The 22,581-nt window shown below is 64.9% G+C and carries 21 protein-coding genes; 15 read left to right on the forward strand and 6 right to left on the reverse strand.

Going from position 1 to position 22,581, the window contains the following annotated elements:
* Position 1 precedes the first annotated feature (1 nt).
* The 4 genes from C2L80_RS00770 to C2L80_RS00785 all read right to left on the reverse strand — a co-directional run bounded on the left by C2L80_RS00770 (position 2) and on the right by C2L80_RS00785 (position 5,028).
* Positions 2-595, reverse strand: coding sequence for a hypothetical protein (locus tag C2L80_RS00770; RefSeq protein WP_239938619.1), 594 nt, complete (start codon positions 593-595; stop codon positions 2-4).
* Positions 596-614: 19 nt separating this feature from the next.
* Positions 615-2,312 (reverse strand): medium-chain fatty-acid--CoA ligase, encoded by a 1,698-nt coding sequence (fadK, locus tag C2L80_RS00775; RefSeq protein ID WP_103262419.1) that lies wholly within the window; start codon positions 2,310-2,312, stop codon positions 615-617.
* A 120-nt stretch (positions 2,313-2,432) separates the two neighbouring features.
* Positions 2,433-3,674: a CaiB/BaiF CoA transferase family protein gene (locus tag C2L80_RS00780; RefSeq protein WP_103262420.1), complete on the reverse strand. Its 1,242-nt coding sequence runs from the start codon at positions 3,672-3,674 to the stop codon at positions 2,433-2,435.
* Positions 3,675-3,840: 166 nt separating this feature from the next.
* On the reverse strand, positions 3,841-5,028 hold the full coding sequence (locus tag C2L80_RS00785) for an acyl-CoA dehydrogenase family protein (RefSeq protein WP_103262421.1): 1,188 nt from the start codon (positions 5,026-5,028) through the stop codon (positions 3,841-3,843).
* A 670-nt stretch (positions 5,029-5,698) separates the two neighbouring features.
* Between C2L80_RS00785 and C2L80_RS00790 the strand changes: the two genes are divergently transcribed.
* The 6 genes from C2L80_RS00790 (at position 5,699) to C2L80_RS00815 (ending at position 10,802) form a co-directional block, all read left to right on the forward strand.
* Positions 5,699-6,853 (forward strand): acyl-CoA dehydrogenase family protein, encoded by a 1,155-nt coding sequence (locus tag C2L80_RS00790; protein ID WP_103262422.1) that lies wholly within the window; start codon positions 5,699-5,701, stop codon positions 6,851-6,853.
* Positions 6,854-6,912: 59 nt separating this feature from the next.
* On the forward strand, positions 6,913-7,668 hold the full coding sequence (locus C2L80_RS00795; RefSeq protein ID WP_103262423.1) for an adenine nucleotide alpha hydrolase family protein: 756 nt from the start codon (positions 6,913-6,915) through the stop codon (positions 7,666-7,668).
* Between the two features lie 18 nt (positions 7,669-7,686).
* On the forward strand, positions 7,687-8,568 hold the full coding sequence (locus tag C2L80_RS00800) for an electron transfer flavoprotein subunit alpha/FixB family protein (protein ID WP_103262424.1): 882 nt from the start codon (positions 7,687-7,689) through the stop codon (positions 8,566-8,568).
* A 133-nt stretch (positions 8,569-8,701) separates the two neighbouring features.
* Positions 8,702-10,003 (forward strand): FAD-dependent oxidoreductase, encoded by a 1,302-nt coding sequence (locus C2L80_RS00805; protein WP_103262425.1) that lies wholly within the window; start codon positions 8,702-8,704, stop codon positions 10,001-10,003.
* On the forward strand, positions 10,000-10,299 hold the full coding sequence (locus C2L80_RS00810; RefSeq protein WP_103262426.1) for a ferredoxin family protein: 300 nt from the start codon (positions 10,000-10,002) through the stop codon (positions 10,297-10,299). The genes C2L80_RS00805 and C2L80_RS00810 overlap by 4 nt, the downstream gene beginning before the upstream one ends.
* Positions 10,300-10,304: 5 nt before the next feature.
* Positions 10,305-10,802, forward strand: coding sequence for a PaaI family thioesterase (locus C2L80_RS00815; protein WP_103262427.1), 498 nt, complete (start codon positions 10,305-10,307; stop codon positions 10,800-10,802).
* Here the strand turns inward: C2L80_RS00815 and C2L80_RS00820 are convergent.
* The gene (locus C2L80_RS00820; RefSeq protein ID WP_092197465.1) at positions 10,799-11,221 is read right to left on the reverse strand and encodes a PaaI family thioesterase; all 423 of its coding nucleotides are present in this window, start codon (positions 11,219-11,221) and stop codon (positions 10,799-10,801) included. The genes C2L80_RS00815 and C2L80_RS00820 overlap by 4 nt on opposite strands.
* Before the next feature lie 253 nt (positions 11,222-11,474).
* Between C2L80_RS00820 and C2L80_RS00825 the strand changes: the two genes are divergently transcribed.
* Positions 11,475-12,644 (forward strand): acyl-CoA dehydrogenase family protein, encoded by a 1,170-nt coding sequence (locus C2L80_RS00825; protein ID WP_103262428.1) that lies wholly within the window; start codon positions 11,475-11,477, stop codon positions 12,642-12,644.
* Between the two features lie 15 nt (positions 12,645-12,659).
* Here the strand turns inward: C2L80_RS00825 and C2L80_RS00830 are convergent, their stop codons facing one another.
* Positions 12,660-13,139, reverse strand: coding sequence for a hypothetical protein (locus tag C2L80_RS00830; RefSeq protein WP_092197461.1), 480 nt, complete (start codon positions 13,137-13,139; stop codon positions 12,660-12,662).
* 272 nt (positions 13,140-13,411) lie between these two features.
* Between C2L80_RS00830 and C2L80_RS00835 the strand changes: the two genes are divergently transcribed.
* From C2L80_RS00835 to rnpM, 8 genes are all read left to right on the forward strand, one after another.
* Positions 13,412-14,719, forward strand: coding sequence for an MFS transporter (locus C2L80_RS00835; protein ID WP_157941001.1), 1,308 nt, complete (start codon positions 13,412-13,414; stop codon positions 14,717-14,719).
* Positions 14,720-15,009: 290 nt separating this feature from the next.
* Entirely contained in the window at positions 15,010-16,494 is a 1,485-nt protein-coding gene (locus C2L80_RS00840; protein ID WP_092197471.1) for an aldehyde dehydrogenase family protein, read from the forward strand.
* Positions 16,495-17,004: 510 nt separating this feature from the next.
* Positions 17,005-17,493 carry a DUF1269 domain-containing protein gene (locus C2L80_RS00850; RefSeq protein WP_087195808.1) on the forward strand — a complete coding sequence of 163 codons (489 nt, stop codon included), beginning with the start codon at positions 17,005-17,007 and terminating at the stop codon, positions 17,491-17,493.
* A 180-nt stretch (positions 17,494-17,673) separates the two neighbouring features.
* A complete protein-coding gene (locus C2L80_RS00855; protein WP_092197455.1) occupies positions 17,674-18,246 on the forward strand; it encodes a cupin domain-containing protein in 573 nt (190 codons plus the stop codon).
* Between the two features lie 316 nt (positions 18,247-18,562).
* Positions 18,563-20,257, forward strand: a complete 1,695-nt coding sequence (locus tag C2L80_RS00860; RefSeq protein ID WP_103262430.1) for an AMP-binding protein — start codon at positions 18,563-18,565, stop codon at positions 20,255-20,257.
* Between the two features lie 302 nt (positions 20,258-20,559).
* Positions 20,560-21,030, forward strand: coding sequence for a ribosome maturation factor RimP (locus C2L80_RS00865; protein WP_103262431.1), 471 nt, complete (start codon positions 20,560-20,562; stop codon positions 21,028-21,030).
* 29 nt (positions 21,031-21,059) lie between these two features.
* Positions 21,060-22,274: a transcription termination factor NusA gene (nusA, locus tag C2L80_RS00870; RefSeq protein WP_092197449.1), complete on the forward strand. Its 1,215-nt coding sequence runs from the start codon at positions 21,060-21,062 to the stop codon at positions 22,272-22,274.
* A 25-nt stretch (positions 22,275-22,299) separates the two neighbouring features.
* The gene (gene rnpM / locus C2L80_RS00875; protein ID WP_087195803.1) at positions 22,300-22,575 is read left to right on the forward strand and encodes an RNase P modulator RnpM; all 276 of its coding nucleotides are present in this window, start codon (positions 22,300-22,302) and stop codon (positions 22,573-22,575) included.
* Positions 22,576-22,581: the final 6 nt, after the last annotated feature.

Here is a 22,581-nt window from a genome sequence, read left to right on the forward strand (position 1 = left end):
GCTATTTCTTTAGATTGAGAGAGCTTATGCGGTCGAGCGGGACGGCGACGATGCCGAGGCCGCGCACGCCCGCATAGAGGACGAAGCCGTTCTTGCAGCGAAACGCGCACTCGTCGCAAGGCTTTTTGTCGCAGTAGGCGAAGGCGTCCTCGTCTCCGAGGGCGAACACGAGGGGAGGGTGCTTTTTCGGCATGACGTATTTCAGCTGCATGCCGGTGAACGTCTTGAGGCACATCCACGCCACTTCGTATCTGCTTTCCTTGGGAACGGACCACGACGCCAGCACGCAGTTGTTGTTGAAGCCTCCGTCTATGCGGTAGTCGACGCTCACTCCTTCGGGTAGCTGGTCGCGAGTCAGAAGCCTCGGACGGGCAAGGCCCGACGGGGCGGGATCTTCCAAAAGGCTCAGGTACGGGGGCATCCCCACGAGCGTGCGCCCCGATCCGGTGTAGGATGCCTGCTGATCGCCCGACACCCCTACGAGGACGTTGCCGTCCTCGTCAGTGAAGAAGGGGAGATCGCGTGCGTCCACGCGCGGCTTCCATGTGGCGCGAGTGCGGGTGATGCTGTACTTCTGCGCGTCGCTCATCGTCATGCTCCAATCCGAGGGTCTCTCATCTGCTCTTCCGCTTCGCCCCGTCTGCATCGCCTCCGTCGGGTTTGCAGGGCGAGGCCGAGGGCCGTTCGCTGAGGCGGCGTTCGAGCTCTTCGGAGAGCGCGTATCGCTTGACCTTCCCGGTGGCGGTGCGGGGAATCGCCTCGATGCGCTCGAGGCGCTCGGGCCACAGGCGTTTCGCCACCCCCTTTTTCCGAAGATGCCCTTTCACATCGTCGAGCGAGAAGGGCTTTTCCCACCGAGGGTCTTCGACGTAGAAAAGGCAGATGCGCTCGCCGAGGCGCTCGTCGGGAACGCCGACGGTCGCGTAGTCGGCGATGCCGGGGCAGCCGAGCACGACATCGTCCACCTCGCGCATGGAGATGTTCTCGCCTCCGCGGATGATGAGCTCTTTCTTGCGACCGTTGATGCGGATCCTGCCCTGTTCGTCCATGCAGCACAGGTCCCCGCTGTAGAACCAGCCTTCGTCGTCGAGGGCGCGCGCCGTTTCCTCGGGAGCGTTGAGGTAGCCGACGAACTGGTGCGGTCCGCGGCTCGCCTCCTCGCCCTGGACTCCGCGCGGAACCTCGCGGCGCTGCTCGTCGACCACGCGCACTTCGATCCCCTCGTACGGGATGCCCGAGAAGCGCCCGTTCCATTCCAGGCATTTGTCGAGGGGGACGTGGACGTGGGGGCAGCTTTCCGTGGAGCCGTACAGCTCGCAGAGAAGGATGCCGTGGCGCGCCGCGTGCTCCACCATCGCAGGCGGGACGGGCGCTCCTCCGCACAGGTAGAAGCGCAGGGTGGGCACGCTCTCGTTCGACTCGTCGAGGCGGCGCAGCACGTCGTGCATGAACGGGGTGGCCCCGCACGACCAGGTGCAGCGCTTCTCGTTGATGAGGCGCACGGCCTCTTTCGCATCGAACTTCGTCTGCAGCACCGCTCTGCCGCCCGTCAGCATCGGGGTGATGAGGCCGTGGAACAGCCCCGTCGCATGGTTGAGCGGGGAGGGCATCCACACCGCGTCGTCTTGCGTGAGGCCGACGGCGGAGGAGAAGGAGCGCTCCGAGAAGAGGATGGTGTTGTGCGTGCACAAAGCCGCCTTCGGGCGTCCGGTCGTGCCCGAGGTGGACAGGATGCACGCCACCTCGTCCGAGGTTGCCGGGGACGGGCGCTCTGCGGGCGCATGCGTTTTCAGGACGTCGCCGAGAATCGGAAGGTCTGTTCGGGCGGGCCTCTCCCTGTCGATGAGCATCGTCGCCTCGAGGGTGGGAAGCTTTTCGGCGACGTCGAGGTACTGCTGCTCGTAATCGGTTTTGTGGTGGAACGTGGGGCAGAGGTAGACCTTCGCCCCTACCTGGTTGATGAGGTAGTCGAGATCGCGGCCGTTGCATCTCATCGCTATCGGATGCATGACGGCGCCCGCTTTGAGGCAGGCGACGTAGACGATGCAGAACTCGATCCATTTGGGGATCTGGAACGACACCACGTCGCCGTTTCTCACGCCCACCTCCTCGAACCAGGAAGCCAGTCTGCGCGCCTGCTCGTCCACCTGTCCGTAAGTGAGCGCTCCTCCGAGGTCGTCTTCCACGTACACGCGGTCACGGAACGTGCTCGCTTGCTTGTTCCATACGTCGCACAAGGTGCGATTCGACCAGTATCCCAGGTCGTAATAGCGTTTTTTGGCGCGCTCGTCGATGGATAGGTTCTCGATCACGTGCTCATCCCCTTTTTGCGAATTTGAAGCGATCTCGAAGGGCTGGCGAAAAGCGCCCGTGAGATCGTCGAAGAGGGGCGGGGCGGACCGCGCCGCCCCGCCTTGCGGCGAAAAGGACCCTTACGCCTTGCCCTGCAGGACCGCCAGATCGGTCGGGCCCTGGACGGCCCCTTCGCTCAAGGCCGCCTCGATGTCGGCATCGGTATAGCCGAGCTCTCTCATGACGTCGGCCGTCGCGGAGCCCAGCTTTCCGGTGGGATGCAGCTCCTTAGTCTCCTCGAGTTCGAACTGAACCGGGATGGTGGGGCACCAACGTCCGCCGTCGGGGTAGGGGACTTGCTTGATGTAGCCGTTCACGAGCGCGTTTTGATCCTCGTACACGTCGAGCGGCGTTTGCGCGGGCTCGCAGGGGAAGTCGTTCTCCTTGAACATCTTCATGAGCTCTTCGCGCGTGAACTGGGCGAAGCCGTCGTCGAGGATCTTGACGACCTCGGGGGCGAGGCCCTTGTCGTTGACGGTCTGGCAGACCGAGTAGTCGGGATGCTCGGCAAGCTCCTCTCGGCCGATGAGCTTCATGACGCGCGGCCAGTCGCGGTCGTACTCGGGCAGGCACAGCACCACCCACTTGTCGTCTTTCGACCGGAAGACGTTGTTGAGGGGGTTGTTCACCTCGAGGCGGCTCTTCGGGTAGGGGTTGCCGTACTGGGCCGACACCATGCCGGTGGACAGGGTGTATATGCCGGCATGCTGGAGGGCGCAAGTCACGTAGTCGCCCTCGCCCGTCTTCTCGCGCCCGAGCACCGCGGCCAGAAGGCCGGCGGCCAAAAACATCGAGCATTGGAAGTCGCCGTATCCGTTCGTGGGGATCATGGGGGAGTCGCCTCGGTTGACGGTCGTGCCGAACACGCCGCCGCGACCCATGTAGCAGGTCACGTCGAAGCCGGCCGCGTCTTTCTCGGGTCCCTTCTTGCCGTATCCCAGGCCATGGCCCATGATGAGGCGCGGGAACTTAGCGTGCAAGCTTTCCCAGTCGAGCCCCATTTTCGCCAAGGACTTGGTGCGCGTGTTGGTGATGAAGATATCGGCCTGCGACAGCAGCTTCATCATGACCTCGAGGCCCTTCTCGCTCTTGAGGTTGAGCGCGACGAAGCGCTTGTGCATGTTGGCCATGTCGAAGCCGAGGTTCTCCTCGTCGCTCGAAGGCATGCCGAACACGACCGCCTGGTTCACTCGGCCCGCGTCGCCGCGAAACGCTTCGACTTTGATGACGTCGGCGCCCCACTCGCCCAGCACGCGGCCGGTGGCGGGTGTGGCGAGGAAGGTGGTCAGGTCGACGACCTTGATTCCCTGCAAAGGCAACATCGTTACGGTTCCTCCTTCTTCGGCTCGGCGCGGGCCGAGCCCTGGTATGTGCGTGTAGATCGTTCGAGAGAGAAAAAGGAGGGCCCTGCTTGTGCGCGACGGCCCTCCTTCCTCGTTCGTGGGTTCGTTCTCGGTCGATCCGCCTCATGCGAGGCGACGCGGTGCTTTACAGCTGGTACTCAACCTTGCCGCCGAACTTCTGGCAGTTGCGGGCAATGGTGATGCGCTGCACGTTCGGAGCGCCCTCTTCGAGCCACATGGCGCGGGCGTCGCGGTACAGACGCTCGACCGGGCCGTAGGGGCAGTCCTCGAAGTAGCCGTCGCCGCCGAAGATCTCGAGCATGCCGTCGGAGACGATGCGCGTGCTGTAGATGGAGAACAGCTTGCACATGGCCGCCTTCTCCTCGATGTACTTGCCGTTGGGGTCGGCGTCGTACTCGCGGCCGAAGTCGTAGACCATGCAGCGCAGGGCGTGCGTGTAGGTCTGCATCTCGGCGATCTCGCGCTTGATCATCTGGCGGGAGGCGATGGGCTTGCCGAAGGTGACGCGATCGTTGGCACGGGCGAGGCTGATCTCGAGCATGCGCTGGCACATGCCGAGGTTCGAGGCGGCGATGTGGGCGCGGGAGACGGAGAGCGAGTGGATGGCGATCTCCATGCCCTGGCCCTCTTCGCCGAGCAAGTACTTCTTGTCAAGCTTCATGTTGGTGAACTTGAGGCCCGTGTGCGCTGCGCCGCGGCAGCCCATCATGTGGGGCATGGGCGTGACCTCGTAGCCGGGGGTATCGACCGGCACGAAGAAGGCGGACAGGCGCTCGTCGCCCTTCTTCTCGGGATCGGTCACGGCGATGACGTAGGCGAACTCGCAGCAGTCGGTGTGGGAGATCAGCCACTTCTCGCCGTTGAGGATGTAGTCGCCGTTCTCGTCTTTCTCCGCGATGGTGTGGATGTCGGCGCCGGTGCCGCCGGTCTGTTCGGTCAGGGCGAAGCAGGTGAACACGCTCTTGTCCTGGAACTTGTTCATGTACTCGGCCTTGAGCTCATCCGAACCGTAGTCGTCGAGGATGCGCCAGTTCAGGTCGGCCGCGTAGTGCAGGTGCATGCGCATGCCGCCGGGGCCGCGAGAGAACTCCTCCTGCACGCGCAGGATGTCGAGCTCGGAGAGGTCCCATCCGCCGTACTCTGCGGGCAGCGCGAAGCGGTAGAGGTCGTTCTCCTTGGCGATCTCGTAGAACTTCTCCGGGAAGGTGTTGGTCACCTCGATCTCCGGCTGCATCTCCTCGAGCGGGCCTTCGGCCAACTCGCGGATCTGCTTGAGATACGCATCGAACTGCTCAGTGGACAAAGTGCTCATGTAATCCTCCTTCAGGTTACCTAAGCGTTCCCTCGACCTGGCCAAACAGCGGCTCTCTCTGCGCTTGGCCGGGCCGTGCTTGCAAGCGTATTGTGCGATGAGACGCGATACACGGTCTAATAGAATGAGCCTTTCGGTTTTAATGGAATTCATAAGTGGAAGCTATCGATTTAGTATTCATATCTTCTGATCTGTGCAAATTTGATGACCGTTTTGGTCTTATACGGATAGTTTTTTAAAATTGTAGAAACAATTTTTATACAAAATTGAAAAATTAAGTAAACACTGAGAAGGGTGCGAGGCTCTGCGTCGTTCGGCGGGCTGGAGTCGATCTGCTCGGTTCATTGCGGGGTCTATAAAATTTGAAACATAAGTCTCATATTGTTGGTATCTCCCAAAGCGGGGATTTTTGAAATCGTCATGGGTGTATTTCTAAAGATAGCCAGTTAAAGAACTATATATAAGTGGAGCTTATTATTTTGTCAGACATTCCGAAGGAATGCTTATAGGTATGTTTTCCCGTTCAATATTTGCTCAAAATTTGAAAATTGACCATTAAATCTCTTTAAACAAGTGCCTATGCTGTCAATGGCGACCGTGGGGCCTGCGAAGCCTTTTGGTCGACGAGGCTTTCAGCATATGTTCAACGGTGCGAGAATGAGGAGGAGACATGGACTTCGCTTTGACCGACGAGCAGGAGCTGCTTCTGGAGAGCGTCCGGGAGTTCTGCGACCGCTACTTCACGGAAGACATTGTGAAGCAGATGTACGAGACGCACAGCATGCCCGACGAGATCGCCGAGGCGTACCGCGACGCCGGGTTCGGCCTCATGGGCATCCCGGAGGAGTACGGCGGGATCCCGGCCGACCGCGTGACCATCGGCCTCATGATCGAGGAGCTGTACCGTCGCGCGGGCTGCATGCACATCCTGTACCAGAACTCGCTGTCCATGTTCGACATCATGGAGTTCGGCACGGAGGCCCAGAAGCAAGAGGCCATGGAGCACTACATGGAGACGGGCTGGCCCATCGCCTCGCTCTCCATCTCCGAGCCGGGGGCGGGCTCCGACAACCGCTCCATGACGACGGTCGCCAAGAAGCAGGCCGACGGAACTTACAAGCTGTCCGGTCAGAAGACCTGGGTGACGATGGGCGCCGTGCTGCCCTACACGATCGTCATCGCGAAGGACGAGGACCCCTCCCATGACAACGGCAGCATGAGCCTGTGGCTCGTGAAGATGGACACTCCGGGCGTCTCGACGGCGCCTCTGCACAAGATCGGCCAGCAGTGCATCCCGTTTTGCGAGGTGTACCTGGACGACGTGGTTCTGACCGAGGACCAGCGCATGGGCAAGCCGGGCGAAGGCTTCATGATGCTCATGAAGAACTTCGAGGTCGAGCGCGCCTACATCGTGGCCGAGCAGGTGGGCCTCGCGCAGGCCGCCCTCGAGGACGCCGCCAAGTACGCAAACCAGCGCATCGCCTTCGGGAAGCCCATCGCGCGTCTGGAGATGATCCAGGAGCTTCTGGCCGACATGGAGATCAAGGTGCAGAACACGCGCAACATGCTGTACAAGACGCTGTGGATGATGGACGAGGGCCAATCCGTGCAATTGGAGTCGGCGATGCTGAAGAGGTACGGCTGCTCCTCCTGCTTCGAGGTGGCCGACAGCGCTCTGCAGATCTACGCGGGCCTCGGCTACACCACCGAGGTGCGCGTCGGCCGTCTGTGGGCCGATATGCGCGGCAACATGTTCGGCGGCGGCACGCATGAGATCATGGCCTATATCGCCGGACGCCAGGTCGCCAAGAAGTACGCGGAGTAGCGCTTCGGCGCTTTGCCCTGCCGACGTTTTCAAAGGACGCTGAGGAAAGGAAGGAACCCATGAGAATCGCCGTGGCCTTCAAGGCCGTTCCCGACTCCCAGGACGTGCAGGTCGCGTCCGACCGCACGCTGGACTTCTCGAAGGCGAAGCTGACCATCTCGGAGTACGACAAGAACGCCATCGAGGCGGGCGCCCGCGCAGCCGCCGCCTCTGGCGGCGAGACGGTCGCCGTGACCGTGGGCGGCTCGGACATCGACAACTCCAAGCTGAAGAAAGACGTTTTGGCCCGCGGCATGGATCGCCTGGTCATGCTCGCGGACGACGCGCTGGCCGGTCTGGACGCCGCTGCGACGGCGTCGGCGTTGGCAGGCGCCCTGTCCAAGGCGGGCGACGTCGACCTCGTGCTGTGCGGCGACGGCTCGGCCGACGACTACGCGCAGCAGGTGGACGTGCAGCTGGCCGAGAAGCTGGGCTGGCCGGTGGTGACCGCCGCCGCCCAGGTGGAGGTGAACGGCGCGACGACCGTTATCGTGCGCGCCCTCGAGGACTGCACGGAGACGGTGGAGGTGGAGCTTCCCGCCGTCGTGTCCGTGACGCCCGATGCGGCCGAGCCGCGCATCCCGGGCATGAAGGACATCCTCGCCGCCGGCAAGAAGCCGATGGAGGTGTCCGCTGCGGACGGCCCGTGCGAGCGGGCGCTCGAAACGGTGGAGTGCTTGGCTCCCGAGCAGGCCGCGCGCAAGCAGGAGATCGTCGACGCAGCCAACGACGGGGCCATCGAGAAGTTGGCCGCCGCCATCAAGGCCGCTCTGTAGGGAAGGAAGGTGCTGAACATGAAGGCATTGGTTATAGCTGAGCATGCCGACGTCGCCCGCGAGCTGGCCGGCGGCGCGCGGGGGCTGGGCGCCGACGAGGTGTCGCTGGTCTGCTTCGGCGGGGTTGTCGACAACGCCGCCGACACGGTTCTGAACGTCGCGGTGCCCGAAGGCGCGCTCGTCGACGACGCGTACCTGGCGCTCGTTCCCTTCGCCGAGCAGTCCGACGCGGTCCTGGTCGAGGCGACCCGCCGCGGCAAGGTCATCGCCGGCCGCTTGGCCGCGAAGATGGGCACCGCGGCTGCGACCGCGACGGTCGCCCTGACGCAGGACGGCGCGCGCGGCACGTACTTCGGAGGCGTGGCCGAGCGCGTGCAGAAACCCGCGGCCGGCACTGCCGTGTACCTCGTGGCGGCGGGCGTGTGCGATGCCGCGCAAGCTTCCGGCGCAGGGGAGGCCGTCGACGTCGCCTGGGTTGCGCCGGAGCGCGCCGCCAAGGCGACGGCCGTGGAGCCTCGAGAGCGCACTGCTGCGGATCCGACCAAGTCCGACGTCGTGGTGGCCGCCGGGCGCGGCTTCGCCGAGGAGGCCGACCTCGACCTCGCCCGCGCGCTGGCCGAGAAGCTCGGCGGGGCCATCGCCTGCTCGCGCCCGCTCACCGAGGGCGTGAACTGGCTGCCCACCGAGCTGTACGTGGGCGTGTCCGGCCTGACCGTGACGCCGAAGGTCTACGTGGCCGCCGGCATCTCGGGCCAGATGCAGCATATGGTGGGCGCGAACCGCTCCGGCTGCGTCGTCGCCGTGAACAAGGACAAGAACGCCCCGGTGTTCAAGCAGTGCGACTTCGGCATCGTCGGCGACGTCAAAGAGGTTCTGCCGGCGCTGACCGCGGCTCTGTAGCGCCCAAGCGCCCCGGTTCCGGGGCGCTTGCGGGAAGGCTCCGCCCTTGCTTTTTCGCCGAGCGAGGGCGAAGCCCGTTTTCCGGCTTTCCAAGGTTTCCAACCGAGACGAATCAGACGAGAAAGGACCCAAGGTGTCCGAGACCGATTTCGACATCATCGTCGTGGGCAGCGGCTGCGCCGGTGCCGTGGCGGCCTACACGGCGGCGTCGGCCGGCAAGAGCGTGCTCGTCGTCGAGCGCGGCGTCTTCGCCGGGGCCAAGAACATAACGGGCGGGCGCATCTACTCGCACTCGCTCAAGAAGGTGTTCCCGGACTTCGAGCGGGAGGCCCCGCTCGAGCGCAGGATCACCCACGAGCGCATGGCGTTCATGGACCCGGCCTCCCAGCTTGCCGTCGACTTCACCTCCCCCGAGCTCGCCGAGGAGGGGAGGGACTCCTACTCCGTCCTGCGCGCGCCCTTCGACCAGTGGCTGGCCGAGAAGGCGGAGGAGGCGGGAGCGGAGTACATCTGCGGCATCGCGGTGGAGGAGCTGCTGAAGGACGAGGGCGGCAAGGTCTGCGGCGTGCGCGCCGGCGAGGACGAGATCACCGCCCAGGTGGTCGTCCTGGCCGAGGGCTGCAACACGGTGCTCGCCGAGAGGTGCCTGGGCAACCCGCGCCCCAAGCCCTCCCAGATGGCGGTCGGCGTCAAGCAGGTCCTCGAGCTGCCCTCCGGCGTCATCGAGGACAGGTTCCTGCTCCCCGAGGGCGAGGGCGCCGCGATGCTGTTCGTCGGCGACTGCACGCACGGCAACGTGGGCGGCGGCTTCCTCTACACCAACAAGGACTCCGTCTCGCTCGGCCTCGTGGCCACCATCTCGACGGCCGCCGACGGCGCCAACGAGGTCCCGGTCTACCAGATGCTCGAGGACTTCAAGAACCATCCGGCCGTGGCCCCCGTCATCAAGGGAGCGAAGCTCGTGGAGCACTCGGGCCACATGGTGCCCGAGGGCGGCTACGACATGGTGCCGCGGTACGTCTTCGACGGCTGCCTCGTGGCGGGCGAGTCGGCGGGGCTGTGCATGAACATGGGCTACCAGGTGCGCGGCATGGACTTCGCGGTGGCGTCGGGCCAGATGGCCGGCCAGGCCGCGGTCAAGGCGCTCGACGCGGGCGACACGAGCGCGGCGGGCCTCGCCTCCTACAAGCAGGCCATGGAGGACTCCTTCGTCATCAAGGACCTCGCGACGTTCCGCAAGTGGCCGCACACCATGGAGGGCTGGTCGAGCATGTTCACCGACTACCCGGTCATGGCGAGGGAGGTCTTCAACGCCATGTTCAGCGTGGACGGCGAGCCGCAGAGGCCGCTCATGAAGCGCATGATGCCCATCGTGAAGAAGCGCGGCCTGCTCAGGCTGGCCGGAGAGGTGAGGAAGGCGGTGAGGTCGCTGTGAGCAAGGTGAGGGAGATCACGGTCAACGTCGACGAGTTCCTGGCGCTCGACAAGTACGAGGTGGACGAGGAGAGCGCCCACATCGAGCTGGTGGAGGATCCCGACGACGAGGAGTTCCTCAAGCTCGTGCGCGTGTGCCCGGCGGCGCTCTACAAGATCGACGAGGACGGCAAGAAGTCCTTCGACTACGCCGGCTGCCTCGAGTGCGGCACCTGCCGCATCGCCTGCGAGGGCACCATTGTCAAGAAGTGGGAGAACCCCCGGCCCACCATGGGCGTGGAGTACCGGTACGGCTGACCGTCATGGAAGACGATTCGGAGGACATCCGCATCGAGGAGGGCACCCTTCCCCCGTATCTGCGGGAAGGGTGCCTCAACCATCTGAGCGACCTCGGCGGGTTCAAGGCCCTGCGCAACGATCTGCTGCGTCGCGGCTACGTCCGCAACAGCGTGAAGGTGCCCCAGGATGCGGCGAACCTGTTTCGCCGCGCGCACGGCGGGTTCCTCATGTTCCTTGTCGACGTGACCGCCTGCATGGCCGGCTACTCCATGGGCAAGCACAACGTCACGCAGCATGTCTCGCTCGATTTCACGCGGGGCGCTCTTCTGGGCGACGAGCTGGTTATCGAGGCGCGCGTGCTGCACGATGGGCGCACCACCGCGCTGGTGGACGCAAGGGTGCTCGATTCGACCGGCCGCCTCTGCGTGAAGGCGAGCTGCACGCTGTTCTACGTGGGGGCGGTCGATCCGAACGAGCCGCCCCCTGAGCCGTATCTGGGCCGCAATCCCGGCGTGCGCTAGCCTTGCTGGTCGAGCGGCCCGAAGAGGAACATGGTGTAGGTTGCCTCGGCCACCAGCTTTCCCTCCTCGGTTTCGATGGAGCAGTGCACCACTGCCGTGCTGCGTCCCTTGTGCGAAGTGCTGGCCGACACGTTCAGGCGCTGGACGCCGACGGCTCGGATGAAATTCGTCGCATTGGCGAGCGCCACGTTTCCCACCCCGTGCGCGTACGTCGCCATCCCCGCGGCGATCTCGAGCAAAAGCGATATGGTGCCGCCGTGGACGGTTCCTCGGTAATTGGAAAGGGATTCGGGAACGTCGATCGTGTAGCGCACGCTTCCGGGATCGGATGCGCGCACCTCGATGCGCCCTTCGAGGTCGGGCAACGGAGGGACGTTGCGCATAAGCCCTTCGATCAGCTTCGGGGAGAGCTCGGTCATGGCGGCCTCTCTTTCGTCGGGTCGGGACAGAGGGGCGGCGGTTTCGCCGACCCTTCTCCGTCGGCTTGCGATGTCGATGCATGATGATAGGGTTTCCGTAGTTTTCCCGCGTCGTTCGCCATGAAAACCCCAGGGAACGTGCCACAATGAACGATAATTGACCGGATGGCACAGTCCTCGCGTTCGTGTGGGATTCTCATCGAGGGAGCTTGGGCGCATGCCGGGGCACCTCGCGATTCGAGGAGGGAGACGGATGGACTTCGATTTGACCGACGAGCAGCGGCGCGTGGTGTCCGAGGTGCGCGCCTTTGGGCAGCGCCGCCTTGGCTGGTCTGACGTGCGGCAGTGGCAGCGCGACTCGGGCGTTCCCGACGAGGTGGTCAAAGAGTTCGTCGAATTGGATTTCGGCGAATACGGCGTGGTCCACCGACGCAATCACGTCGATTACGACATCTTCGCCCAAACGCTCGTGCTCGAAGAGCTCGCGCGATGCGCAGGGGCCGTCCTGCCGTTTTCCAACGACTTCCTCAACCTTCAGATCATGGAGGAGTTCGCCGGGTCGGACCAGTTCGAGTTCGTGCGCGCGAGCTATCAGGAGGAAGGGAGGCTCGCGTTCGCGCTCGCCATATCGGAGCCCGAGGGAGGCTCGGACACCATGGGCATGCGCACCTCGGCGCGCACGGTGGACGGACGCATCGTGCTCGACGGCGTGAAGACGTTCGTCAACAACGGCGAGTACGCTCCGTACCTCTTGGTGGGGGCCATCGACCGCGACGAGGAGCCGGGCAGGTACCCAGCGCTGTCCTTCTGGCTGGTCCCACGCGACCTCGAGGGGATCACGGTGTATCCCGTCCAGAAGATCGGGCAGTCCATCTTGCCGTTCTCCACCTGCGTGTTCGAGAACGTGGAACTTGACGAGAGGTATCGTTTGCATGGCAGGCACGGAGGGTTTCCCCAGCTGTTCCATCTGTTCGAGATAGGAAGGCTGTTCTCGTGCGCGACCGCGCTCGGGCTTGCCCAGGCAGCTATGGAGGATGCGGTGGCCTACGCGCGCGCGAGGACGGCGTTCGGAACCCAGATAGCGAATTTCCAGCAGATAGAGCAGATGCTCACCGACATGGAGGTGAAGCTCGACGCCATGCGCGGCTTCGTGTACAAGTGCGCATGGAGCCAAGAGCAGGGCAGGCAGGATCGTTTGAGCGCCGCTTTGATGAAGCGCTTCGTCCCGAACGCCGCGACCGAGGTCGCCAGCGACGCCATGCAGATCCTCGGCGGACGCGGCTACACCCGCGAAGAGCGCGTGTCATCCATCTGGCAGGACTGCCGGGGCTTTCAGATCGCAGAGGGAACGGATCAGATCATGGTCTACATCGCGGCCCCGCTCATCATGAAGAAGTACGAGCAGGGCGCTTCCGGCGAGTAGGAGGGCTGGCGGCGGTTAGGGGACGAGGGCTGGGCCGTCGTCCCCTTCGTCCTCGCATTCGAAGGCCGTCCACGACGCCGAGTCGGCGAAGTCGAGGAACGTGTGCGGGTCGATCTCCATCCGCATCCCGCCGTCGTCGAAGGTGCCCTTGAAGAACCCCTCGAACTTGTCCTTCACCGCCTCGTTCACCGGTCGGCAGAACCACACCCAGGCGCTGCTCGGGCCCCCTGCGGCGTCGAACTCGGCGCCGAAGCCCGCGTCGACCGGGACGCCCTGCGCGTTTTGAATCATGAAGCCGTCAATGGTGAAGCAGCCGGTGAACGTCATGCGCGCCTTTTCGCCTGCCGCCCCGTCGTCCGTTTCGTTCTCCCGTTCGTAGAACACGATGCGCGTTCCGTCGGATCCGACGGCTTCGGACGGCTGGGACGCGGTCGCGTCGACGCCCGCCAAGAGGGAGAGGGCGTCGAAATGGGGTTCGGTGTCTCGGTTCGGCAAGGCGGGCTCCTTTCTCGTCGTCGCGCGCTGTGAGCGCGGCGCAGGCGCACTCTTCGGTTGCGCCTGTTTGCGAATTAATGAAACAATATAGCCCATTTGATGCATGTTTTTGTTTCTATTCGGTCATTCATTCATAAATGATTCCTATGAATCATCCATATTGCATCAATTCGCGATATCTATCCGGTGACGAAGGAAAAGACCTGTCGGATACTGATACCCGTTTTCGGAGCGCCCGGCGCAGACGGGCGGGGAGTGATCGGGGGTCCGACATGGAAAGCGCGCAAACGCAGGGGATGACGGCGCGGCATTGGGGCGTGCTGGCGACGTGCGTGTTCTGCACGTTCGGCTGCGCGGCGGTCGCGTTCAGCACGCCGGGGCTGTGCTATCGGCCCGTGTCGCAGTATCTGGGGGTCGAGGTGTTCGACGTCTCCTTCTACATGACGATCGTGTACTTGTCGGAGGTCGTGTTCTCTCCCATCGCGGGCCGGCTCATGCAGCGTTTCGACATGAGGATCGTCTGCACCGTCGCCGCGTTGTGCACGAGCTGCGGATACGCCGCCATGTCGTTTTACGTCGAGTTATGGCAGTGGTACGTCTCCGGCATCCTTATAGGGTTCGGCGAGGTCGTCCTTCTGTGGCTCATGGTCGCAGGCCTTTTGAACCGCTGGTTCAAAAAGAGGCTCGGGCTGGTGATCGGCCTTTCCTACGCCATGACGGGGGCGGGCGGGGCCGTCCTCAACCTCGCGGGTCAGTTTCTGCTCGGAAGCGATTTGTCGGGCTGGCGGGAGGTGTATCTCGTGCTGGGCATCGTCGCGTTCGTCTTGAGCGTGCCGTTCACGCTGTTCGCCATCAGGTCCCGGCCCGAGGAGTGCGGTCTGAGGGCCTACGGGGAGTTGCTTTCCAAGTTCCGTGCGGAATCGGAGCGGGCGGAGGCCCGCGCCTTGCCGGGCATCCCTGCCAAGCAGGCGTTTCGCTGCTGGTATTTCTATGCGCTCGTCTTTGCGGGGTGCATGGCCAACATAGGGGGCATATTCCCGCAGCATTTCACGACGTTCTACCAGGGCTTCGTGGCCGTCGATCGCGAGACCATGGAGAGCATCGGCAGCCTCATGGTCATGTCGGGGACGCTCGAGGCGTTCGTCATGGTGGGCATGGCGGGTGGCAAGGTGCTCATCGGCATGCTCGAGTCCCGTTCCGTGCAGCTGGCTCTCGTCGTTGGGTGCCTCGGAGGGTTTTTGGGCCTTGCGGGAATCTGGGCGGGCGGCGAGGCGGTCGTTTTGCCGGTGCTGTTCGGAGGCGGCTTGTTCTACGGGCTGGTGTATCCGTTCGTGACCACGCTGCTCCCTTATGTGACGAGGCTTCTGTTCGGCAGCAGGGAGTACGACAGGATCTACTCGGTCATCCTGATGCCCATGAACCTGGTGGGCGCGTTCGCGGCGTCGGGCTTGGCGCTTCTGTATCAGAACGTCGGATGGAACGCGTTTTTCATCGTTGGCTTGGCCAGCATCGCGGTCATCTACGTTGGATTCAGCGTCGCGTACCGCGCAGGCAAAAAGAGGTACTGCGAGAATCTGTGACGGGCTCTCGTCGCCCGTCGGGGCGCGCCGCCGTTCGCCGGGCGTTCTGCACGTGCTTCGTTTCCTTATTGTTACCCGAGTTGCAGCAATCGAGAAAACGGCACCGTTCGGATGATCGTTCGGAAACGAGGGCCGCGCTCGAGGGCGCGGGGGTGTATGGTGGCCGCATCGGCCCGACGGGCCGGAAGGCGGGCGAAGGGCGCGGCACGCGCGTCGCCGATGCGCGTTGGGAGACGGCGCGCAATGGCAGCCGTCGCCCGCAGAGCAACCTCCATGCGAAAGGACGCGCCATGAACAATCCTGCTCAGCAATCCTACCAGCTCTACATCGGCGGCGAGTGGATCGACGCCTCGGACGGCGGCACGCTCGACGTGTTCTGCCCGGCCAACGGCGAGAAGCTCTCGACCATCGCCGACGCCACGAAAGACGACGTCGACCGCGCGGTCGACGCGGCGTGGAAGGCCTTCGAGACGTGGGGCAAGACCACCAAGGCCGAGCGCGCCATCATCCTGAACAAAGTGGCCGACCTCATCGAGGAGAACGCGGAGAAGTTCGCGCTGCTCGAGTCGCTTGACAACGGCAAGCCCATCCGCGAGACGCGCGCCATCGACGTGGCGTACTCGGTGGACCACTTCCGCTACTTCGCCGGCGTGCTTCTGGCCGACACGGGCGAGGCCGATATGCTGCCCGGCAACATGATGTCGCTCGTGCTGCACGAGCCCATCGGCGTGGTGGGCCAGATCGTGCCGTGGAACTTCCCGTTCCTCATGGCCGCGTGGAAGCTCGCGCCGGTTCTGGCGGCGGGCGACTGCACGGTGTTCAAGCCCTCGTCCACCACCTCGCTCACGGTGCTCGAGCTGGCGAAGCTCACCCAGGACGTCATTCCGGCCGGCGTGTTCAACGTGGTGACGGGCCGCGGCTCGAAGTCCGGCCAGTACATCCTCGACAACCCGAAGATCAGCAAGCTCGCGTTCACCGGCTCCACCGAGGTGGGCCGCGACGTGGCGCGCGCGGCGGCCGAGCGGCTCATCCCAGCCACGCTCGAGCTGGGCGGCAAGTCGGCCAACATCATCTTCCCCGATGCGAAGTGGGACATGATGCTCGACGGCGTGCAGCTGGGCATCCTCTTCAACCAGGGGCAGGTGTGCTGCGCCGGCAGCCGCATCTTCGTGCACGAGGACATCTACGACAAGTTCGTGGAAGATGCGTGCGAGGCGTTCGGCAAGGTGAAGATCGGCATGCCGTGGGAGGACGACACCCAGATGGGCAGCCAGATCGACGAGCGCCAGGCCGCTAAGATCCTCGAGTACGTGGAGATCGCCAAGCAGGAGGGCGGGCGCGTGCTGTGCGGCGGCGAGCGCTACACCGAGGGCGCGTGCGCCAAGGGCGCGTTCTTGAAGCCCACGCTCATCGAGGTGCCGAGCAACTCCTGCCGCGTGGCGCAGGAGGAGATCTTCGGGCCGGTGGCCGTGGTCATCAAGTTCAAGGACGAGCAGGAGGTCATCGACCTGGCGAACGACTCGGTGTACGGGCTTGGCGGCGCGGTGTGGACGCGCGACATCAACCGCGCCTTCCGCGTGGCCCGTGGCGTGCGCACGGGCCGCATGTGGGTGAACACCTACAACCAGATCCCCTCCGGCGCGCCGTTCGGCGGTTACAAGGAGTCCGGCATCGGCCGCGAGACGCACAAGATCATGCTCGAGCACTACTGCCAGACGAAGAACATCATGATCAACCTCGGCGAGGAGCCGAGCGGGTTCTACCCCGCGAAGTAGGCGCGAAGGCGCCATGAGCGGACCTGCCGTGCGCTGACGGCGCGCGGGCGGGCGAGCGCCCCAGTCGCGGCGAAGAGCCGTGCGGAATGGAAGCGCCCCGGACACGGCAAGTCGTGTCCGGGGCGCTTTTTCGTGCGCATGCGTGCGGGGACGAGCAGGGGAGGCTCCATCCTGCGAGCGCCTCCTTTTTCGCGGCTGCGCGCTCGGGCCGAGAGGGAGCGGGGTGCGAGATGCGCACGGAGACAGGGCTCGAGGCGCGCATGGGGATCCAGCCTGGCGGGTGCTTCTCCGCGTCCGAGGACGGAGATCGGGGGCTGCGTATTCGCATGCGGTTCCGGAGTTTTCTCGATCGGGGGAGGGGTGCGAAGCGGCAGACGGCCACGACCTGTCGACGCTCTCGGCGCGCTGACGGGTCGGTGACGGGCGAGCGGCAGATCTGCCGCCTAACGCCACGGGCCTCTCCGGGGCGTTAGGGTGGGCTCACGCAGCCAATCGAAAGGAGCTCTGCCCATGAGTACGCTCGTTGTGCTCGGTTATCCGAGCGAATCCGAAGCCAAGTCCGCGTACGAGAAGATCCTCGATCTCGGTCAAGACCTCATCGTCAGCCTGCAGTCCGTCGCCGTGGTGGCGCGGCGCTCGGGAGGGAAGTACGACGTGGTCACACCCGGTTCGAAGGTGGGAACGGGCGCGGTGTGGGGCCTGTTCTGGGGCGTGTTGTTCGGCCTTCTGTTCTTCGTGCCCCTCGTCGGCGCGGCGCTCGGGGCCGGTATCGGCGCCCTCACGGGCCTCGTCGTGAAGCACGGCGTCGATCGCGATTTCCAAGACCGTGTGCGCGACCTTCTGTCCACCGACGACAGCGCGGCGGTGTTCATGGTGGTCGACGGCATGACCACCGACAAGTTCGTCCAGGCCCTCAGGCCCTTCGGCGGCGACGTGCTGCAGACGTCGCTGTCGTTCAAGGACGAGGAGGAGCTGAGGCATTCCCTGTTCCACGAGTAAGCGTCCGGTGCGCGCAAGCGCCGTTGCCGAGCGAAGCCGCCCGAGGGCGGCTTCGTTGCGTTTTCTTAAGGGGGGGGTCAAATGGGCGGTTTCGGGGCGTGAAGCGGCTTTCATGTGGGAAGGTCGCGCTCTGTGCGGTAGAATACCGAAAACGGCCGCCGTCGAAGAGGGGGATCGAGCATGCAAAACAACCGCCTGGGGAGAAAGATCGTCACGTTGCGCGAAGCGCACCACCTGTCGAGCCGCGATTTGGCCGACCGGTGCGGGCTCGACCTTGCGCTCATCGAGGGGCTCGAGGCGGGGGAGGTGCCCGCGTCGCTCGCGCCGCTCATCAAGATCACGCGCGCGCTGGGCGTGCGCCTCGGCACGCTCATGGACGACGACGAGGATCTGGGACCCGCCTACATCGACCGCGACCAGATGGCCGAGGTCGAGCGCGCCGCCAGCCTCGAGACCACCTCGGGCGGCGACCTCAGCTATTTCAGCTTGGCCGCGGGCCGTCCGTCGCGCCACATGGATCCGTTCGTCATCACGGTGGACCCCACGGGCGAGACCGACCACGAGCTCGTGGGCCACGAGGGCGAGGAATGGCTGTTCGGCATGGAGGGCTGCATCGAGATCGAGTACGGCAAGGACGTCTACGTGCTGCATCCCGGCGAGAGCATCTACTACGACTCCATCGTGCCGCACCAGGTGCGCGCCCACGACGGCCAGAAGGCGAAGTTCCTGGCCGTGGTCTATACCCCGATCTGACGATCGGAGTACAGACTTGACGCTGCGGCTGGCTGCCGTACCCGATCTTCGCGCGATCGCGGAATGCCCTGCCTCGGCTTCGTCGATCAGGGCGCGCCCGCTCGGTCGCGTAGCGCGTAGTATGGGATCAAACAGTCCACCGGGCTGTTCTGCGCGTGCCAAAGCACGCGTTGCCTCCGCGATCCCGCGAATTCCGACGCCGCAGCCGCCCTTGCTGGCTTGCTACGCCAACCCGTGCGGCCGTCATGCGCCCCCGGGGCGCATGGGCGGGCCGTCTTGCCCCATCCGGTCGAACCTGCGAGAAAAGAGGCTCCTCATGCCCGAAACCGAACAGATCCCCGGCCCCGTCCCCGGATCGCCCGACTACCCGCTTCATTCCGAGAAGACCATCGGACGCTACTTCCGCGACCAAGTGGCGGCAGATCCCGACCACGAGTTCGTCGTGTACCCCGACCGCATGCTGCGCTGGACCTACCGCGACTTCGACGAGCGCACCGACAACCTGGCGCGGGGCCTTTTGGCCATCGGCATGGAACCGGGCGATCACCTGGGCGTGTGGGCGCGCAACATCCCCGACTGGCTCACGTTCATGTACGCCACGGCCAAGATCGGCGTGGTCATGGTCACGGTGAACCCCATCTACAAGAGCCACGAGCTCGACTACGTGCTGAAGCAGTCCGACATGAAGGCGCTCTGCGTCATCGACGCCTACCGCGACGTGGACTACCTGCAGATCATCCGCGAGCTTGTGCCCGAGACGCTCACGCAGCCGCGCGGGTATCTGGAGTCGGAGGCCTATCCGTTCCTCAAGCACATCATCTACATGGGGCCGGAGAAGCATCGCGGCTGCTACAGCGTGCCCGAGCTCATCCTGCTCGGGCAGCACGTGCCCGAAAGCGCGCTCGCCGAGGCCGAAGCCCGGTTCGACAACAACGACGTGGTGATGATGCAGTACACGTCCGGCACCACGGGATTTCCGAAGGGCGTCATGCTCACGCACCGCAACATCCTGAACAACGGCTTCTACATCGGCGAGGGCCAGCGCCTGGGTGCCGAGGACCGCGTGTGCCTGCCCGTGCCGTTCTTCCACTGCTTCGGCTGCGTGCTGGGCGTGATGGCGTGCCTCACGCACCGCTCCACCATGATCATCGTGGAGGACTTCGACGCGGGGCTCGTGCTGCAAGCCATCCACAAGGAGCGCGCCACGGCCGTGTACGGCGTGCCCACGATGTTCATCGCCGAGTTGAACCACCCCGACTTCGACACGTTCGACCTCACCAGCCTGCGCACGGGCATCATGGCCGGCGCGTCCTGCCCGCCGGAGACGATGCGCGAGGTCATGGGCCGCATGCACATGCCCGAGATCACCATCTGCTACGGTCTTACGGAATGCAGCCCCGTGTTCACGCAGACCACGGTGGACGACGACGTCGAGCACAAGTGCGAGACGGTGGGCCGCAAGCACCCGCCGGTGGATGTGCGCGTGGTGGATCCGACCGACGGGCATATCTGCGCGCCGGGCGAGCCGGGGGAGCTGTGCTGCAAGGGCTACAACGTGATGAAGGGCTACTACAAGATGCCCGAGGCCACAGCCGAGGCCATCGATGAGGACGGCTATCTGCACTCGGGAGACCTCGGCATGGTGGACGAGGATGGCTACTACCGCGTGACCGGGCGCATCAAGGACATGATCATCCGCGGCGGCGAGAACGTCTACCCGCTTGAGGTGGAGAACTTCCTGCTCACGATGCCCGGCGTGCTCGACGCGCAGGTGGTGGGCATCTCCGATGCCCGTCTCGGCGAGATCGTGGGCGCGTTCATTCGCACGCGCCCCGGCCACGAGGACATGACCGAGGAGGACGTGCGCGCCTTCGCCATCCCGCGCATCGCGCGCTACAAGGTTCCCAAGCGCGTGTTCTTCGTGGACGACTTCCCCATGACCCCGTCCATGAAGGTGCAGAAGTTCAATCTGCGCGAGATGGCCGAGGAGCTGGTGAAAGCCGGGAAGTAGGGGAGGGGAATGGCGGGCGCCGCTTCGCCGCAGCCGCCCTCGGGGCCGCCGCGGGTTGCGGCAAAGGCCGCTCGCACCTGCCAAATGTGCAGAAGTTGCGTCCGAACATGCGCGCGAACTAGGCAAACCGTTTCCAGTGTGGTATAAAGGCAAGGCAATGCAGCAGCGGACGCTCTGTCCGTGCGCACCATACTTTCGACACACGAGAAAGTGGGCTTGTTCCCGCTTTCTTTGTTTGTAAGGCCCCGGCCGCCGTGCGCGGCGGGCAGACGGCGGAACCGGACGGAGAAGGAGGACGACCCGTGCTCAGCGGAAAGGAACGGCAACTGCTCGACGCGCTGTCGCCTCGCGCCGAGGCCGAGGGGGTGGAGATCGTGACGGTCGAGGTCGTGGGCGCGAAGAAGGCGCCGACGATCCGGGTGTTCATCGACACGCCCGGCGGCGTGGGGTTCGACGAGCTCGCGTCCGCGCAGGCGTGGATCAACGCGATCATGGACGAGCTCGACCCGTTCCCCGGCGCGTACTCGCTCGAGGTGTCTTCTCCCGGCATCGACCGGCCGCTGCGCACTTTGGAGCACTTCGCGCGCTTCGCCGGCCAGACAGCCGTCGTCAAGACCTCGCGTCCGCTCGATGGCCGCAGCTCGTTCGCGGGCGCGATCGTTTCGGCGGAAGGAGACGAGGTCGTGCTCGACGTGGACGGCGAGCACGTGGCCATCCCGTTCGACGGCATCAAGCGCGCCCACCTCAAGGGCACGATCGATTTCAGCTCGTAAGCGAGCATCGGAGGAAAGGAAGCGAAGACGTGGCAACTTCAGAACTGATCGAGGCCTTGCAAGCGCTGGCCCATGAGCGCAAGATCGACGAGTTCTACCTCATCGACCGCCTCGAGGCGTCGCTTGCGAAAAGCTATCAGCACATCCTCGACCTCGAGTGGGACGCCCGCGTGACCATCGACCGCCAGACGGGGCGCATCTATGTCTACGAGCTCGTGCCCGTGGGCGAGCCCGACGAGGAGACCGGCGAGTACAGCGAGTTCGAGGAGCGCGACGTCACGCCCGCCGACGTGAGCCGCATCGCCGCCCAGAACGCCAAGGGCGTCATCGCGTCCATCGTGCGCGAGGCCGGCCGCCAGTCCATCTACGAGGAGTTCGCGGGCCGCGTGGGCGACCTCGTGACGGGCACGGTGCTGCAGGGCACGCCGGAGTTCACCATCATCAAGATCCGCGACGGCGTGGAGGCCGAGCTTCCCCACTACGACGCGAAGCGCAACCCCGGCGAGCGCAACGAGCGCCCCGCCGGCGAGCACTACCGCCACAACCAGCGCCTCAAGGTGCTCATCATCGACGTGCGCGACCCGAACTCCGACGCGCCGAAGATGCGCGGCGAGCAGGCCCGTCCGGCCATCGTGGTGTCGCGCACCCATCCGGACCTCATCCGCCGCCTCTTCGAGATCGAGGTGCCGGAGATCTACGACGGCATGGTGGAGATCAAGTCCATCGCCCGCGAGCCGGGCGCGCGCAGCAAGATCGCCGTGGCCTCGCGCGAGGCGAACCTCGATCCGGTGGGCGCCTGCGTGGGCCCGAAGGGCAGCCGCGTGCGCATGGTGGTGGAGGAGCTGCGCAACGAGCGCGTGGACGTGATCCAGTGGGCCGAGGATCCGAAGGTGTACGTGGCCAACGCGCTGTCGCCGGCGAAGGTGACGCGCGTGCTCATCGACGAGGACACCCACTACGCCACCGTCGTGGTGCCCGACGACCAGCTTTCCCTGGCCATCGGCAAGGAGGGGCAGAACGCCCGCCTCGCCGCGCGCCTGACCGGCTGGCACATCGACATCAAGAGCGCGAGCTTCACCGGCGAGCCGCTCGCGCCGGTGGACAACATGCTCATCGACGAAGAGGACGCCGACGACGAGGCGGGGCTGTGCGCCCACGTGAGCGAGGACGGCGTCCGCTGCCGCAACCACGCTCGTCCGGGCAGCCGCTTCTGCGGCATCCACGCCGACCTCGACGAGGCGTAGGGCGCGGAGAGAAAGGCGGCAGGTCATGGCGACGGTGAAACGGCAGCGAAGCTGCATCGCATGCGGGAGGCAGGCCGACAAGGTGGCCCTTCTGCGCATCGTGCGCGATCCGTCCGGAGCCGTGGCCTTCGACGCGACCGGCCGCGCGCCGGGCAGGGGGGCGTACGTCTGCTCCGAGGAGTGCTTCGCCGCCGCATGCAAGAGAAAGAAGCTCGACCGAGCGCTCAGGACGACGCTCGAGGGCGATGTGTACGAACGGATCGCCGCCGAGGTCGCCGCGGCTGCGCGCACAGCGAGATAAGAAGTA

It is taken from the genome of Rubneribacter badeniensis (assembly GCF_002899695.1).
Taxonomy (GTDB): Bacteria; Actinomycetota; Coriobacteriia; order Coriobacteriales; family Eggerthellaceae; genus Rubneribacter; species Rubneribacter badeniensis.

Bases quoted from the DNA above. Each gene is read 5' to 3' on its own strand.
- C2L80_RS00780 (WP_103262420.1), bottom strand. From the start codon at position 3,674: ATGTTGCCTTTGCAGGGAATCAAGGTCGTCGACCTGACCACCTTCCTC.
- C2L80_RS00855 (WP_092197455.1), top strand. From the start codon at position 17,674: ATGCAAAACAACCGCCTGGGGAGAAAGATCGTCACGTTGCGCGAAGCG.
- C2L80_RS00850 (WP_087195808.1), top strand. From the start codon at position 17,005: ATGAGTACGCTCGTTGTGCTCGGTTATCCGAGCGAATCCGAAGCCAAG.
- rnpM (WP_087195803.1), top strand. From the start codon at position 22,300: ATGGCGACGGTGAAACGGCAGCGAAGCTGCATCGCATGCGGGAGGCAG.
- C2L80_RS00790 (WP_103262422.1), top strand. From the start codon at position 5,699: ATGGACTTCGCTTTGACCGACGAGCAGGAGCTGCTTCTGGAGAGCGTC.
- C2L80_RS00825 (WP_103262428.1), top strand. From the start codon at position 11,475: ATGGACTTCGATTTGACCGACGAGCAGCGGCGCGTGGTGTCCGAGGTG.
- C2L80_RS00795 (WP_103262423.1), top strand. From the start codon at position 6,913: ATGAGAATCGCCGTGGCCTTCAAGGCCGTTCCCGACTCCCAGGACGTG.
- C2L80_RS00815 (WP_103262427.1), top strand. From the start codon at position 10,305: ATGGAAGACGATTCGGAGGACATCCGCATCGAGGAGGGCACCCTTCCC.
- C2L80_RS00820 (WP_092197465.1), bottom strand. From the start codon at position 11,221: ATGACCGAGCTCTCCCCGAAGCTGATCGAAGGGCTTATGCGCAACGTC.
- C2L80_RS00860 (WP_103262430.1), top strand. From the start codon at position 18,563: ATGCCCGAAACCGAACAGATCCCCGGCCCCGTCCCCGGATCGCCCGAC.
- C2L80_RS00800 (WP_103262424.1), top strand. From the start codon at position 7,687: ATGAAGGCATTGGTTATAGCTGAGCATGCCGACGTCGCCCGCGAGCTG.
- C2L80_RS00770 (WP_239938619.1), bottom strand. From the start codon at position 595: ATGACGATGAGCGACGCGCAGAAGTACAGCATCACCCGCACTCGCGCC.
- C2L80_RS00840 (WP_092197471.1), top strand. From the start codon at position 15,010: ATGAACAATCCTGCTCAGCAATCCTACCAGCTCTACATCGGCGGCGAG.
- C2L80_RS00785 (WP_103262421.1), bottom strand. From the start codon at position 5,028: ATGAGCACTTTGTCCACTGAGCAGTTCGATGCGTATCTCAAGCAGATC.
- C2L80_RS00835 (WP_157941001.1), top strand. From the start codon at position 13,412: ATGGAAAGCGCGCAAACGCAGGGGATGACGGCGCGGCATTGGGGCGTG.